This is a genomic window from Polynucleobacter nymphae (assembly GCF_018882155.1).
Lineage (GTDB): Bacteria > Pseudomonadota > Gammaproteobacteria > Burkholderiales > Burkholderiaceae > Polynucleobacter > Polynucleobacter nymphae.
On the sequence record NZ_JACVPA010000001.1, the window covers coordinates 745490 to 760471 of the forward strand.

The 14982-nt window shown below is 45.4% G+C and carries 15 protein-coding genes; 5 read left to right on the forward strand and 10 right to left on the reverse strand.

Annotation, left to right across the window (positions count from 1 at the left end):
• Positions 1 to 115: 115 nt before the first annotated feature.
• Positions 116 to 2272 carry an excinuclease ABC subunit UvrB gene (gene uvrB, locus ICN29_RS03840; RefSeq protein ID WP_255538054.1) on the reverse strand — a complete coding sequence of 719 codons (2157 nt, stop codon included), beginning with the start codon at positions 2270 to 2272 and terminating at the stop codon, positions 116 to 118.
• A gap of 159 nt (positions 2273 to 2431) precedes the next feature.
• Between uvrB and ICN29_RS03845 the strand changes: the two genes are divergently transcribed.
• From ICN29_RS03845 to ICN29_RS03865, 5 genes are read left to right on the forward strand one after another with little or no spacing between them, the layout of a single operon-like run.
• Positions 2432 to 3631, forward strand: coding sequence for an amino acid aminotransferase (locus ICN29_RS03845; RefSeq protein ID WP_216129888.1), 1200 nt, complete (start codon positions 2432 to 2434; stop codon positions 3629 to 3631).
• 31 nt (positions 3632 to 3662) lie between these two features.
• Positions 3663 to 4955, forward strand: a complete 1293-nt coding sequence (locus ICN29_RS03850; protein ID WP_216129891.1) for a polyhydroxyalkanoate depolymerase — start codon at positions 3663 to 3665, stop codon at positions 4953 to 4955.
• A gap of 52 nt (positions 4956 to 5007) precedes the next feature.
• A complete protein-coding gene (rsxB, locus tag ICN29_RS03855; RefSeq protein WP_216129893.1) occupies positions 5008 to 5700 on the forward strand; it encodes an electron transport complex subunit RsxB in 693 nt (230 codons plus the stop codon).
• On the forward strand, positions 5700 to 6356 hold the full coding sequence (nth, locus tag ICN29_RS03860; RefSeq protein WP_216131986.1) for an endonuclease III: 657 nt from the start codon (positions 5700 to 5702) through the stop codon (positions 6354 to 6356). Before rsxB ends, nth begins: the two co-directional genes overlap by 1 nt.
• Positions 6349 to 6774, forward strand: coding sequence for a DUF1841 family protein (locus ICN29_RS03865; protein WP_216131988.1), 426 nt, complete (start codon positions 6349 to 6351; stop codon positions 6772 to 6774). Before nth ends, ICN29_RS03865 begins: the two co-directional genes overlap by 8 nt.
• A 28-nt stretch (positions 6775 to 6802) precedes the next feature.
• On the opposite strand, the gene ICN29_RS03870 is transcribed toward ICN29_RS03865, so the two are convergent.
• From ICN29_RS03870 to ICN29_RS03910, 9 genes are all read right to left on the reverse strand, one after another.
• Positions 6803 to 7615, reverse strand: coding sequence for a substrate-binding domain-containing protein (locus ICN29_RS03870; RefSeq protein WP_216129895.1), 813 nt, complete (start codon positions 7613 to 7615; stop codon positions 6803 to 6805).
• 25 nt (positions 7616 to 7640) lie between these two features.
• On the reverse strand, positions 7641 to 8024 hold the full coding sequence (locus tag ICN29_RS03875) for a Zn-ribbon domain-containing OB-fold protein (protein ID WP_216129897.1): 384 nt from the start codon (positions 8022 to 8024) through the stop codon (positions 7641 to 7643).
• Positions 8024 to 9193: a thiolase family protein gene (locus tag ICN29_RS03880; protein ID WP_071464787.1), complete on the reverse strand. Its 1170-nt coding sequence runs from the start codon at positions 9191 to 9193 to the stop codon at positions 8024 to 8026. Before ICN29_RS03880 ends, ICN29_RS03875 begins: the two co-directional genes overlap by 1 nt.
• A gap of 37 nt (positions 9194 to 9230) precedes the next feature.
• Positions 9231 to 10160: a tripartite tricarboxylate transporter substrate binding protein gene (locus ICN29_RS03885; protein WP_255538055.1), complete on the reverse strand. Its 930-nt coding sequence runs from the start codon at positions 10158 to 10160 to the stop codon at positions 9231 to 9233.
• 58 nt (positions 10161 to 10218) lie between these two features.
• Positions 10219 to 10881, reverse strand: a complete 663-nt coding sequence (locus tag ICN29_RS03890; protein ID WP_216129899.1) for a 3-oxoacid CoA-transferase subunit B — start codon at positions 10879 to 10881, stop codon at positions 10219 to 10221.
• Positions 10878 to 11549 (reverse strand): 3-oxoacid CoA-transferase subunit A, encoded by a 672-nt coding sequence (locus ICN29_RS03895; RefSeq protein ID WP_216129901.1) that lies wholly within the window; start codon positions 11547 to 11549, stop codon positions 10878 to 10880. The genes ICN29_RS03890 and ICN29_RS03895 overlap by 4 nt, the downstream gene beginning before the upstream one ends.
• Before the next feature lie 63 nt (positions 11550 to 11612).
• Complete coding sequence (locus ICN29_RS03900) at positions 11613 to 12053, reverse strand: HIT family protein (protein ID WP_216129903.1); 441 nt, start codon at positions 12051 to 12053, stop codon at positions 11613 to 11615.
• A gap of 112 nt (positions 12054 to 12165) precedes the next feature.
• Positions 12166 to 13464, reverse strand: coding sequence for an isocitrate lyase (gene aceA / locus ICN29_RS03905; RefSeq protein WP_216129905.1), 1299 nt, complete (start codon positions 13462 to 13464; stop codon positions 12166 to 12168).
• Between the two features lie 269 nt (positions 13465 to 13733).
• A complete protein-coding gene (locus ICN29_RS03910; protein ID WP_216129907.1) occupies positions 13734 to 14969 on the reverse strand; it encodes an MFS transporter in 1236 nt (411 codons plus the stop codon).
• Between the last annotated feature and the right edge of the window lie 13 nt (positions 14970 to 14982).

Genomic DNA, 14982 nt, shown 5'->3' on the forward strand with positions numbered 1-14982 from the left:
TTATGGACAGCTCATGGTTGGGTGGGTAATACCCGACCAATCCACTCAAGTTTACCATATGGCCTAGAAAAATGCCCGTCAAATGTCCTCTAAAGACCCTTCAGGCATCACGTATCTAGCCTATAGAGTCCCTAGAACGAGCTCCAAAGGCCATTTCCTTAACCTTGGTCAGACGGTCGCGAGTACTAGCCGCCTTCTCAAACTCCAGATTCTTGGCTTCAGCGTTCATTTGCTTCTCCAGGCGCTTGATTTCACCAGCAAGATCCTTCTCGCTCATATCCTCATAGCGAGCCCGCTCCTGCTCAATCTGCATCTCATCACGCTTCTCTTTGACGTCATAGACGCCATCAATAATGTCCTTAATCCGCTTTTGAACCCCTTTGGGCTCGATTCCATGGAGCTTATTAAAGGCAATTTGCTTGGTACGGCGTCTTTCGGTTTCCCCCATTGCCCTGCGCATGGAGTCGGTCACCCGATCGGCATACAAAATGGCTTTACCCCGAATGTTTCGTGCAGCCCGTCCAATCGTCTGAATCAAACTGCGTTCTGAGCGTAAGAAGCCTTCTTTATCGGCATCTAAAATAGCCACTAGAGAAACCTCTGGGATATCTAAACCTTCACGCAATAAGTTGATACCCACCAAGACATCAAAGACTCCCAAACGTAAGTCCCGCAAAATTTCCACCCGTTCAACGGTATCGATATCTGAGTGTACGTAACGCACCTTCACACCGTTATCAGAAAGATAATCTGTTAATTGCTCTGCCATTCGTTTGGTCAGCACCGTTACCAAAACGCGCTCTTTTACTTTAACGCGCTCATGAATCTGGTCTAACAAATTATCCACTTGAGTGCTTGCTGGTAATACTTCAATTTCTGGATCAACCAATCCTGTTGGTCGCGCTACTTGCTCAACAACTTGACCTTGGTGAGTTTTTTCATAATCAGCTGGCGTAGCAGAAACAAAAATAGTCTGACGCATCTTAGTTTCAAACTCTGTAAATTTGAGTGGCCGGTTATCCATTGCCGAAGGTAAACGAAAACCAAACTCCACCAAAGTATGTTTGCGCGATTTATCGCCGTTATACATGGCGTTGAGCTGTCCAATCAAGACATGGCTTTCATCTAAAAACATCAAGGCATCATTTGGGAGATAGTCCACCAAGGTTGGCGGAGCCTCGCCCGGAGAAGCACCAGATAGATGGCGGGAGTAGTTCTCAATGCCCTTACAAAAACCCAACTCGTTAAGCATTTCAAGATCAAACCGAGTCCGCTGTTCTAGACGTTGTGCCTCAACGAGTTTGCCATTCTTAACAAACTCATCCAGGCGAGTGCGTAGCTCCACCTTGATTGTTTCAATCGCCTTGAGTACCGTGTCGCGGGGTGTCACATAGTGCGAACTTGGATAGACTGTAAAACGGGGAATTTTCTGACGAATTTTTCCTGTAAGTGGATCAAAGAATTGCAAACTCTCCACCACATCGTCAAATAATTCCACGCGTACTGCCAACTCATTATGTTCAGCCGGGAAAATATCAATCGTATCCCCACGTACCCGAAATACGCCACGCTTGAAATCTGTCTCATTGCGATCGTATTGCATCGCAATTAAGCGCATCAAAATATCACGTTGACTCATTTTGTCGCCAGGACGTAGTGTCATCACCATACTGTGATAGTCACCAGGATTACCGATACCGTAAATTGCAGAGACGGTTGCAACGATGATGACATCACGTCGTTCTAACAAACTCTTCGTTGCAGAGAGTCGCATCTGCTCAATGTGCTCATTAATAGATGAGTCTTTTTCAATAAAGAGATCGCGCTGAGGAACATAAGCCTCAGGTTGGTAATAGTCGTAGTAACTCACAAAGTACTCAACCGCATTTTTTGGAAAAAACTCCCTAAATTCGCTATAGAGCTGTGCGGCTAAGGTCTTATTTGGGGCAAAAATAATGGCTGGACGACCTGTTCTAGCGATCACATTGGCCATGGTGAAGGTCTTTCCAGACCCCGTAACGCCCAGCAGAGTCTGAAAAGTAAGTCCATCCTCAATTCCCTCTACCAAAGCCTGAATAGCCTCTGGTTGATCCCCAGCAGGGGTAAAGGGCTGATAAAGCTGATACGGAGAATCTGGAAAGCTCACAAATTTAGCAGGATCTAGATCATGGCCGGCCTCCCCCAATGGGTCGGCAACCGGCTTTTTGATATCTTCTTTAGCTGCAGGATTCGGGGCAGTTTTGGGGTACTTAGGGGGCATCTCGGCTATCATTTCATCTGTGAGCTTTCTTCACAGCGAATTTTGTACAAACAATGATTTTGCCGTTTTTATTTGGAAATAGTTGATTCTGGAATCTAAAACTGACAATTAAGCTTAATTCAACGGCAATTACTAGCAAAACTACCTTTAAACCACCATTCTCGACCACCAATGACCCTGTTTGCCTCAGTCCAATTAGCCCCTAAAGATCCTATTTTCGGCCTCACAGAAGCCTACGTTGCAGATCAACGTCCTGACAAAGTAAACCTTGGTGTTGGCGTGTATTACACAGACGAGGGTAAGGTACCTCTCCTTAAAGCGGTGATCAAAGCTGAAGAAGCGATTGTTGCTAAACATTCACCACGCAGCTACATTCCAATTGAAGGCCCAAACCCATACAACAGTGCAGTGCAAACTTTATTGTTTGGTACTGACTCAGCACTGATTAAAGATGGCCGTGTGGTAACTGCAGAATGTTTAGGCGGCACTGGAGCATTACGAGTTGGCGGCGACTTTATTAAGCGTCTTAATCTTAATGCGCCTTGCGCTATCAGCAACCCAACTTGGGAAAATCACCGCGGTATTTTTGAATCTGCTGGCTTTGAGGTGATTGAATATACCTACTTCGATGGCAAAACTCGTGGTGTTGATTTTGCTGGCATGGTGAAATCCTTAGAATCTTTCCCGAAGAACACAACCGTGCTTTTACATGCATGCTGCCATAACCCTACGGGTGCGGACATTACTGAAGCCCAGTGGCGTCAGGTGATCGATATCTGTAAGAACAAGGGTCTGATTCCCTTTCTGGATATGGCTTATCAAGGCTTTGCAGCTGGAATTGAAGAAGACGGTATTGCAGTTCGCCTCTTTGCCCAGTCTGGCATGTCCTTCTTTGTATCGAGCTCTTTCTCTAAGTCATTCTCACTCTATGGTGAGCGCGTAGGTGCTTTATCTATCGTGACACAAAGTAAAGATGAATCTACTCGCGTGCTCTCCCAATTAAAGCGCTTGATTCGTACCAACTATTCAAATCCCCCAACTCACGGCGCCGCCATTGCTGCTGCTGTTTTGAATTCTCCAGAATTGCGTAAGCTCTGGGAAGATGAGTTGGCAGAAATGCGTGACCGCATTAAAGCAATGCGTCATGGTCTCGTTGAAAAACTCGCTGCTGCTGGTGTGAAGCAAGATTTTGCTTTTATCGAGCAGCAACGTGGAATGTTTTCTTACTCAGGCTTAACAGCTGAGCAAGTTGAACGCTTACAGAAAGAAGATGGTATTTATGCCCTCTCCACTGGACGCATTTGTGTCGCGGCGCTGAATACTAAAAATATTGATAAAGTAGCCAAAGCAATCGCCCGCGTTTTAGGATAACAAGCGGATCCACTGAATTACAGGAGCTAGAATGCTATATCAGTTACACGAGTTCCAAACAGCCTTACTGCAACCAATCAGTTCATGGGCACGAGCAGCCTCTGAGGCATTTATCAATGCCTCCAACCCCGCATCAATGGTTCCAGGATCAGAGCGTTTAGCTGCTAGCTGCGAACTTCTCTATCGCTTAGGTAAAAACTATACAAAACCAGAGTTTGGTATTCGCTCAGTACAAGCACATGGTCAAGAAGTAGCCATCCATGAAAGAACTATCGTTGCAAAACCCTTTTGTAACTTAGTTCGCTTCAAGCGCTTTTCAGATGATGTAGAAACTATCAAGAGCCTCAAGGAAGATCCTGTTGTATTGGTGGTTGCGCCCATGTCTGGACACCATGCCACTTTGTTGCGCGACACTGTTCGCACCCTTTTGCAAGACCATAAGGTTTACATTACCGACTGGATCGATGCCCGTAATGTTCCAGTGGCAGATGGTGAGTTTGGCTTGGATGACTACGTTCACTACATCCAAGAATTTATTCGGACGATTGGCGCACAAGATTTACATGTCATCTCTGTTTGTCAGCCTACCGTTCCAACCTTAGGCGCTATCTCCTTAATGGCTTCTGCTGGTGAAGTAACACCTGCATCGATGATCATGATGGGGGGCCCAATTGACGCCCGTAAATCACCTACCTCTGTGAATAACTTGGCTGAGCAAAAGTCATATGGGTGGTTCCAAAGTCATGTGATTTATAAAGTACCGCCGAGCTATCCTGGCGTAGGTCGCAAAGTTTATCCAGGTTTCTTGCAACACACTGGCTTTATTGCTATGAACCCACAGAACCATCTGCAATCGCATTGGGACTACTTCCAAGACCTCGTGCGGGGTGACGAACAGGATACCGAATCACATATTCGCTTCTATGATGAGTACAACGCGGTATTAGATTTAGATGCTAAGTTCTACTTGGATACTATTAAGACTGTTTTCCAAGATTACGCCTTACCGAATGGCACTTGGGAAGTAGCCGGTGATCTAGTAAAGCCTCAAGATATTACCAAGACAGCACTTCTGACGGTAGAGGGTGAGCTTGACGATATCTCTGGCAGCGGACAAACCCGCTCGGCGCATGGCTTGTGTATTGGTATTCCGAAAGAACATAAAGCCCACTACGAAGTTGCTGGTGCAGGTCACTACGGTATCTTTGCTGGTCGTCGTTGGCGTGATAAGGTATATCCAAAGATTAAATCGTTCATTCGCGAGCATCAAGTTGCGCACAGCACAACTAAAGCAAGGCCTCCTAAATTAGAAGGCACTAACTAAGCATTAATCAGTGGGGGCTAAGGCCCTCACTTTTTTAGCCCACTATCTCGCAATGAAAAACACACAAGCGAACGAACTTGCTGATCGCTTGGAGGACACTCTTCCTCAAACTCAATGTACTAAATGCGGTTATCCCGATTGCCGCGGCTATGCAGAGGCAATGGCCAGTGGCGAAGCATTACCCAATCGGTGCCCACCAGGAGGCATTGATGGCATTGCGCGTTTAAGCAAAATCCTTATTCCCATTTATCCACAAGATGCTTTTGAGCTGCACCCGACAATTGATCCCGACTGCGGCATGGAACGCCCAAGACCAGTCGCTTTCATTGACCCACAAAAATGTATTGGTTGTACGCTATGTATTCAGGCATGCCCTGTAGATGCCATTGTTGGTGCATCAAAACAAATGCACGTTGTATTGACTGAGTGGTGTACGGGCTGTGATCTTTGTATCCCACCATGCCCTGTCGATTGCATCACGATGATTGATGTTACGGGCAATCAAACAGGTTGGAATGCCTGGTCAACAGACCTGGCCGATATTTCACGTCAGCGTTATCACGAGCGAGAACAGCGCCTTGATAGAGAACAAAAAGACAATGATGATCGTTTAGCTAAAAAAGCTGCGGCCAAACTCATTGCAGTCAATGCCGATAACCCAACATCAGATGAGCAAAAGCAAGAGCAAGAGCGCAAACGCGCCATTATTGCTGCTGCGATTGCACGCTCTCAGCAAAAGAAATGATGAATCCTGAGAAGCGGCGCGCTTTTTTTGAGCAGCTCAAAGCCAATAATCCAAAACCTACCACCGAACTAGAGTACAGCTCGCCATTTGAGTTACTTATTGCAGTATTGCTCTCAGCTCAAGCGACTGACGTATCGGTCAATAAAGGCACTCGCAAACTCTTTAAGATTGCTAATACTCCGAAAACCTTATTAGAGTTAGGCGAAGATGGAGTTCGACCCTATATTCAACACATTGGTTTATTTAACTCTAAGGGCAGGCATATTCAAGAAACCTGTCGCCTACTACTTGATAAACATCAAGGTAAAGTTCCGCAAACGCGCGAAGAGCTAGAAGCGTTACCAGGCGTAGGCAGAAAAACTGCCAATGTAATTCTCAATACTGCCTTTGGGCAGCCCACCATTGCAGTCGATACACATATTTTCAGAGTTTCTAATCGCACTGGCTTGGCACCTGGCAAAGATGTGGTGAAAGTGGAAGAGCAATTACTTAAACGCGTACCCAAAGAGTATTTGCTAGACGCACATCATTGGCTTATCCTGCATGGTAGATACACTTGCAAAGCGCGTAACCCAGATTGTGCCCAATGTATTGTTGAGCCTTTGTGTGGCTTTAAACAAAAAACTGGCAAAGGAAAAGTTCGTGGCGATATTTAATCCAACTCGAGAAGAAGTACGTCGCTTTTTCTGCAATACCTGGAAAAAGAAAACTGATGGCCACATCCTAGATCCAATGGAAACACTTGCGAGTGATTGGATGGCAGAGCACCCTGAATACCATACGCTGCTACGTGATCCTGAAGGTGCTTTATCAGAGGACTACACACCAGAACGTGGTGAAACCAATCCTTTTTTACATCTTTCTATGCACCTATCAATTAGCGAGCAGATCTCTATCAATCAGCCACCCGGTATTAAAGAGGTAGCAGAAAAGCTGACCAAGAAAACGGGATCAGAGCATGAAGCCCAACACCTCATCATGGAATGTTTAGGGCAAGCGATGTGGGAAGCGCAACGTGAAGGGCAGCCACTGAATCCAGAAAACTATCTAGAAGCTCTCAAAAGGTTGGTTTAAGGAGAACCTCAAGAAGTCATTCTTGCATTCATCGGCTATGCTTTTGAATTGACCACGGTAAAACTGGCAATACTGGTTTCAATCCAGCTTTTTCGATAATCGGAACCGCCTTAGATGAAGCTAGAAATGCAATGAGGTCTCGAGAGTTTTCTAAGTTAGCAACATTGCTAGTGATGCCAGCCGAGAACAGAACGGTTTTTTGTGCCTCAGGTGGCAGCTCGCCAATAAATGTAACGCCTGGTATAGGCAACAGCTCACTCACTTGCTGGAAGCCTAAGTCGGCCTCTCCACGCGCAACAACTGAAGCAACTCGCTCGCTATAAATTTTTCTTCCAGTCTTATCCATTTGCTCAGATATACCCATTTTCGGAAAAAGTACTGTAGATAAATACACGCCGCTTGCGCTTGCTGAATAGGCAACTGACTTCGCATTTAATAATGCCGATTTAAGACCGTTCATCGTGCTGATATCTGGCTTTGGGGCGCCAGTCTTCACAACAGCGCCCATAACTGAAGCGACTAGATCCACTCTGGTGCCAGACTGAACTACTCCACTTTTAATAAAACCATCCAAGGCAGGGGCGGCCAAAATTAATACATCAAACTGCTCACCCCTAGCCAGCCTAGAAGGAATAGAATCGGGCGCAGCTCCCATAGAGGAGCCATAAGAAATAATAACCTTATTAGAAGTTTGCTTTTCATACTCAGGAGCCAAATCTTTTAGTGCCTCAGCAAATGCACCCGATGTAATCACCTGGATATCTGCTGCGAATACTGAAGAAGCTAGCAATAGGCTAACTAAAAAGGCTAAGGTCGTTCTTTTAATGAATTGAGCGCGCATAAATCACTTCCAAGTGAAAATGTTTTTAGATCGGTTCAAATAAATGCGTCTTTTGACCATCTTCTGTGTCTTGAAAAACAACTTTCACTTTTTGCCCAATACGAATTGAATCAAAATTGCAATTCGTTAAATGCGTCAGCATGGAAATACCCTCTTGTAAGCGGACATAAGCCATGGCAAACGGTACTTCAACACCGCGCCTCATCACAGTGTAAGAGTAGATCTCTCCTAGGCCATCAGACTTGACCCAAGTCGTATCGTCACCGCCACAATGTGGACAGATAACACGCGGGTAGTAATGCGCTTCTTTACAACTATTGCAATACTTGAGTAAGAGTTGATTCTCTTGAGCAGCCTCTAAAAAAGCTTTGTTTTCAGGATTACTAATGGGGCTTGGTAAGCGATGCATTACAGTCTCCCTAAAATTAATACTGCTGCGCCATGGCGTGTGCCGAGGGCACCGCCAATACCAGAGGCTAGCGCAAACTCTAGATTAGGGACTTGCACTGCTGGATGAGCCTCTCCGCGCAACTGTCTAACTGCTTCAATCACCTTAGTCATGCCCCCACGGTTGGCTGGATGGTTATTACACAAGCCTCCACCATCGGTATTAAAAGCAAGCTTACCTTTACCAGAAATCAATTGTCCACCTTCAACAAACTTACCACCCTCACCTTTTTTGCAGAATCCGAGATCCTCCAACTGGATGAGTACCGTAATAGTGAAGCTGTCATAAATAGATGCATAACGAATTTGCTCAGGTGTTAACTTGGCTTCCTTGAATGCTAAAGGGGCTGCCCAAGCTAAACCAGAATAGGTGAGGTCAACTTTGCCGCCCATCTGACCCTTAGTAGTTTCGCCTGCACCCATCATCGTAACGACAGGTTTCTTTAAAGTCTTGGCAATATCAGGATGTACTACTACCAGCGCCCCACCACTATCAGTTACCACGCAACAATCTGCACGATGTAATGGATCTGCAATCATCGGAGAATTCAAGACATCTTCAACAGTTAAAACATCCTTTAAGGCAGCATTCGGATTGTGTTGTGCATGATGTGAGGCGGCCACCTTAATCCAAGCAAGCTGTTCGCTAGTGGTACCAAACTCATACATATGGCGCATTGCACACATTGCATAAGTATTTAAAGGCGCTGGTGAGTATGGCTTTTCAAATGCAAAGTCGGGAGCACTAGCCCACTGACTTCGAACCTGTGTACCACTCGAACCTTCAGACTTTGGGCGCCCTGCGAGGGTAATTAGAGCGACCTTACATTGGCCCGCCGCAATCGCACGTGCCGCATGATTAACATGGGTTAGGTAGGAAGAGCCGCCAGTATCTGTCGAGTCTAAATATTTTAGTTTCTTGAGACCTAAATAGTCTGCCATTGATACCGGACCCATACCTGGGGCATCACCAGCACAAAAATATCCATCTACATCATCTAAAGTAAGCCCAGCATCTAGTAAAGCGCCTCGCGCCACCTCAGCATGCAACTGCGCAACAGTGTGATCTGGAGCTACACGTAAGGGATGCTCATATATTCCAGCAATACAGGCATTGGATGCAAAAGACATGACTATTCCTTTAGTAAACTTTTATTCCGTAATTGATCTAATCAACTGTAATTTGTGACTGCGCAATCAGCTTACGCCACTTTTCCATTTCACCTTTAATAAAGGTAGAAAATTGTTCAGGGGTTCCAGGCATTGGATCAGCGCCCTGCGCAATTAACTTATCTTTAAATTTAGGATCTGCCAAAATACTTTGTAGCTCTTTATTTAAGCGATTACGTATGCCTATCGGTAAATTTGCTGGTGCAACTAATCCATACCAAGTTGCCATGTCGTAACCAGGTAAGCCAGATTCTGCAATAGTTGGAACACCCGGAGCTGCTGCTGAACGTTTTGCGCTCGTGATACCTAAACCCCTTAAATTGCCAGCTTTTACTTGCGGCACGGCGCTTGGTAGGTTCGGAAAGCTCATATCAACCTGACCCGAGATCACATCAGGCATCGCGTTACCGGTGCCTTTATATGGTACATGGATCATCTCAATCTTTGCCATCTTTTCAAACAATACTGCCGAGAGATGCACTGAGGTTCCACTACCGCTAGAAGCAAAAGTGAGCCTTCCGGGATTGGCCTTTGCAGCAGCAATAATCTCAGCCACAGACTTATAGGGTGAGTTCACAGGAACTACCAACATATTTGGCGCTGAAAACACCCCACCAATGGCGGTGAAATCTTTGATTGGATCGTATGGTAGATTTTTATACAGTGATGCATTTACTGCATGCCCAATGGATGGGAAATACAAGGTATACCCATCCGCTGTCGAGCGAGCTACCAGTTCTGCAGCAATATTGCCATTAGCCCCTGCTTTATTCTCGACAATGACTGGCTGCCCAAGCCGAGTGGATAAGCCCTCTGCCAAAGCGCGCCCTACTGTATCAGCTGAACCACCAGGAGAAAACCCAACAATCAAATGAATGGGTTTTATGGGATATGAAGATGCAATATCAGCAGCATGGGCAGAGCTCAAGCCAATCCAAAATATTAGGGCAAGGAAAAAATAATTGAATTGCAGTTTGGAATACAAATTATTTCCTCAGCTGACGCATTGGTACTCTACTGAGTTGTTGTAAGTCTTCAAAACTCAGTCCATCTATCCAATCAACTGCTACTAAACCTTCAGGTGTTACTGCGATGGTTGCTAAATCGGTATAGATGCAATCTACTGCTGCCAGAGCAGTTAAGGGGTAAGTGCACTCTTGAACTAACTTAGATTCTCCAGACTTCGTGAGATGCTCCATCATCACAAATAACTTTTTAGCGCCCAAAGCAAGATCCATGGCGCCGCCCACTGCAGGAATAGCTTTAGGATCCCCAGTGCGCCAGTTGGCAATATCGCCCTTGATAGAAACCTGGAAGGCACCCAATACGCAAATATCAATATGTCCACCACGAATCATGACGAAAGAATCTGCGTGATGACATAAAGAAGCACCAGGAAGCATCGTGACCGGTTGTTTGCCAGCGTTTACCAACTCTTCATCAATCTCATGCTCTTTCGCTAATGGGCCCATGCCCAGCAAACCATTTTCAGAATGTAAAAGAATTTCTTTATCTGGAGGAAGGAAATTGGAAATGGTCATCGGTTGACCAATACCTAGATTCACATGCGCGCCATCGGGTATGTCTTGAACAATGCGCTTAGCAATATCAGATGTCGTACGCTTCTGTACTTTAGAGAGATCAATCATGATTTTCCTCCAACACGCACAACGCGTTTTACGAAAATTCCAGGAGTCACAATATTTTCTGGATCTAATACACCCAAGTCTACAATCTGATTGACTTGGGCAATAGTGCAGTGAGCGGCAGTAGCCATAATTGGCCCGAAGTTTCGCCCAGTTCGATGATAAGTAAGGTTGCCCCAACGATCACCCTTATCTGCCTTAATCAATGCGTAATCCGCTTTGATAGCAGTTTCTAAAATATGATTAACACCATTAATGACACGAGTCTCTTTGCCATTGGCCAATTCTGTACCGAAGCCCGTTGGTGTGTAAAAACCGCCAATGCCAGCGCCGCCAGCACGAATACGTTCTGCGAGAGTGCCCTGTGGGACCAACTCTAATTCAATCTTGCCAGCACGATAGAGCTCGTCAAAAGCACCGGACTCAGGTTGCCGCGGAAAAGAGCAAACCATTTTCTTGACTTGACCAGCACCAATGAGCTTTGCAATACCGATCCCAGAATTACCAGCATTGTTACTCACAATAGTGAGGTTCTTGGCGCCTTGCTCCGCTAACGCATCTAATAAGTAAATCGGCAGGCCTGCGCCACCAAAACCCGAAACCAGAATGGTTGAGCCATCACTAATATCCTGCATAGCCTGCGCCACGCTAGGAAAAATTTTGTCTATCACTACCCGTCTCCATCTTTTTTATTTTGGGTACTACTTTCAGTTATTCTCTGATCTAGTGCTAATTTAATGCATTTGAGAAATTGCAGAGCGAATTGCGTCAGGCAACCGCTTAGCAAGAGCCCTTCTGTCCTCTAGTGAAGATTTCGGTATCTCTTGCGTACGCGCTGACCATGCTGACCCTGGAAAAAAAGGATCATTCTTGTATCTCGGAATGACATGCCAATGAATATGGGGAACCATATTACCCAAGGCGGCAATATTGATCTTATCTGGCTGCATGACATGGCGAATAGCCTCTTCTACAGCAAATACTAGCGTCATGAGATGCTCACGCTCACCATAGGTCAGATCACTCATTTCGGCAACATGATGATTCCAAACTACTCTACAAAAACCGGGTAGGTCAGGATCGTTCACCAGGATGACGCGACAGTCGTCTCCCCGCCAGATGAGTTCGCCCTCTTCTAGCTTGAGTTCCGCTTTACACAGTGTGCAATTTGTCATGAGAAGAATGTATACGAAAACGGCATCTAAGTCACCCTTGTGGGGTAATTTAGATGCCGTGGCAGTAATAAGTGCTACTGCTACTACAAACTACTTAGGGATCTAGTAGGAGTTAGTGGAACTGCTCTTCTTCAGTAGAACCAGTCAGGGCTGTTACAGAAGACTTACCGCCCTGAATGACGGTAGTGACATCATCAAAGTAACCAGTACCAACTTCTTGCTGATGTGAAACGAAAGTGTAACCACGCTCACGAGCAGCAAATTCTGGCTCTTGCACTTTCTCAACATAAGCAGTCATACCACGCTTGGAATAGTCTTGCGCCAAGTCGAACATGTTGTACCACATTGAGTGAATACCAGCGAGGGTAATAAATTGATATTTGTAACCCATCGCACCCAACTCACGCTGGAACACCGCAATCGTTGCATCATCCAAGTTTTTCTTCCAGTTAAAAGATGGTGAACAGTTGTAAGCCAACATCTTACCTGGGAACTTTGCACGAATTGCTTCAGCAAATTTACGGGCAAAATCGAGATCAGGCGTACCAGTCTCACACCACACCATATCAGCGTAAGCAGCATATGCCAAACCACGTGAGATTGCTTGATCTAAACCTTTGCGGGTTTTGTAGAAGCCCTCTGGAGTGCGTTCACCCGTTAAGAATGGCTTATCGTTTTCATCATAGTCAGAGGTCAATAAATCAGCGGCTTCGGCATCAGTTCGCGCTAAGATAATAGTTGGCACACCCATCACGTCAGCAGCTAAACGGGCAGAGATCAATTTTTGAACAGATTCAGCCGTTGGCAGTAGTACCTTGCCACCTAAGTGACCGCACTTCTTCACTGAAGACAATTGGTCTTCGAAGTGCACTCCAGCAGCTCCTTGCTTAATCAACGCTTTACTCAATTCAAAGGCATTCAATACGCCACCGAAACCAGCTTCAGCATCAGCAACGATTGGAGCAAAGTATTCGATGTAACCGGCATCACCTTTATTAATTCCTTTTGACGTCTGGATTTCATCGGCACGTTGAAATGAATTATTAATGCGCTCAACCATCTTAGGTACTGAATCTACTGGATACAAAGATTGGTCTGGGTACATAGCAGCAGAAGAGTTACCATCAGCAGCAACTTGCCAGCCGGATAAATAAATCGCCTGAATACCCGCTTTCACCTGTTGCATAGCCTGGCCACCAGTCAATGCACCTAAGCAATTAACGTAAGCTTCGTTGTTCACCAATTGCCAGAGACGCTCAGCGCCATGCTTAGCTAAAGTGTGCTCAATCTTTAGTGAACCGCGCAGACGGACAACGTCCTCTGCTGTGTAACCACGGGTAATGCCCTGCCAACGTGGATTGGTATCCCAATCCTTTTGTAGTGCTGCGATTTCTGCTTTACGATCTGCCATGTTTTTCTCCCTAAGTTAAACAAGTACTTCAAATATTGAGACAGTTAACTCTTATGTCTTATATAAGAGTTTAGACAGTTCAAGATATCAAACAAGGGGGATTACAAGAATTTATAAAAATATTTAGTTATTTAAAAACAATAACTTATATCTGTATTTTTATAATGTGGAATAAGAAATCACTGCTCGGAATGAAATCGGTGAAGCCTGGTTGCACTGTATTTTACGCAGTGTAATGGCATTCCATATTGTGAAAAGTGTAGAGTGTCTTAAGCGGCTTTAGGCGCAGTAACAGCGGATACCTTAAAGACGGTTGGAATAATCAGTAACTGGAACAAGGCAATGCCAATAAATAAAGCCTTAGGTAGGCCGGCATCCATAAAGAAACCGAAGATAAATGGGCCTACTGCTGCACCTAAATCAATGCCTGAGTAAACAATTCCATACACTCGCCCTGCCACACCTTTGGGAGTTGCCAGCTTTACTAGTAGATCGCGTGATGGTGCAACAACACCATAACCAAATCCCAGCGCAAAGAAAATGAGTGGAATCATTTCTGCAGAAACTAAACCGGTGCCAAGCAGCAAGCACATCACTATTGTTATAGATAAGCAAAAGCTCACGATACGTTCTGGGGCCTGCAATTTAGCGGCTAAGTAACCGCCAAATAAAACCCCACTAGCACTTCCCAGCGCTAACAAGGTAATGAAATAACTACCGATATCCAAAGGTATCTGATAAATCTCAAAAAGTGAGCTAGGTGCAAATGATTGCAGGCTCGAGGTTGAGGCCATGCTAAAGAAAAAGAATATCCAGCAGAACCACACTGCTGGGAGTTTGAGAAAAGCAAAAGTACCTGCAGGCGCGCTACCGGGGCTAATGGTTTGCGCACTACCATGGGATTGAGTATGACGCTCTTTTACATCATCAATTAACTGGGACCTATTCAGCCAGAGGATCAATAGGATCAAAGCCTCTAGGACAGCAGCTGACTGAAAAGCAATACGCCAATCTGTCAACTGCGCAATCCCAACCATAAACGCTGGCGCAGCTGCCCAACCCAAATAGCCAGTTACTCCATGCATTGAATAGGCATAAGGCAAATTAGGCGGTGAAACTTTGTGATTAATCAGTGTGTAATCTACTGGATGAAAAATACCGTTACCACACCCAGCGATTACCGCCCCTATTAAGAGCATCGCATAGCCATTGCTTTGTGAATAGATCAGGGCTGCAAGAATCAATAACCCAATACCACCAAATAAAACTGGCCTTGCTCCAATACGGTCTACTAAAAAACCAGAGGCAGCTTGCGCGACACAGGAGATTAAAAAGAAAACTGACATGAGTAAACCCAGTTCGGCATAACTCAAGGCAAAAGCATCCTTCAACCATGGGAACATGGGAGGCAGAATCAAGTGAAAGAAGTGAGAGCTGCCGTGAGCTAGGCTAATGAGAGCAATAACCCGGACATCACTGGCACGCCTACTAAGCGCAACAGTCATGTACCAAGTTTAC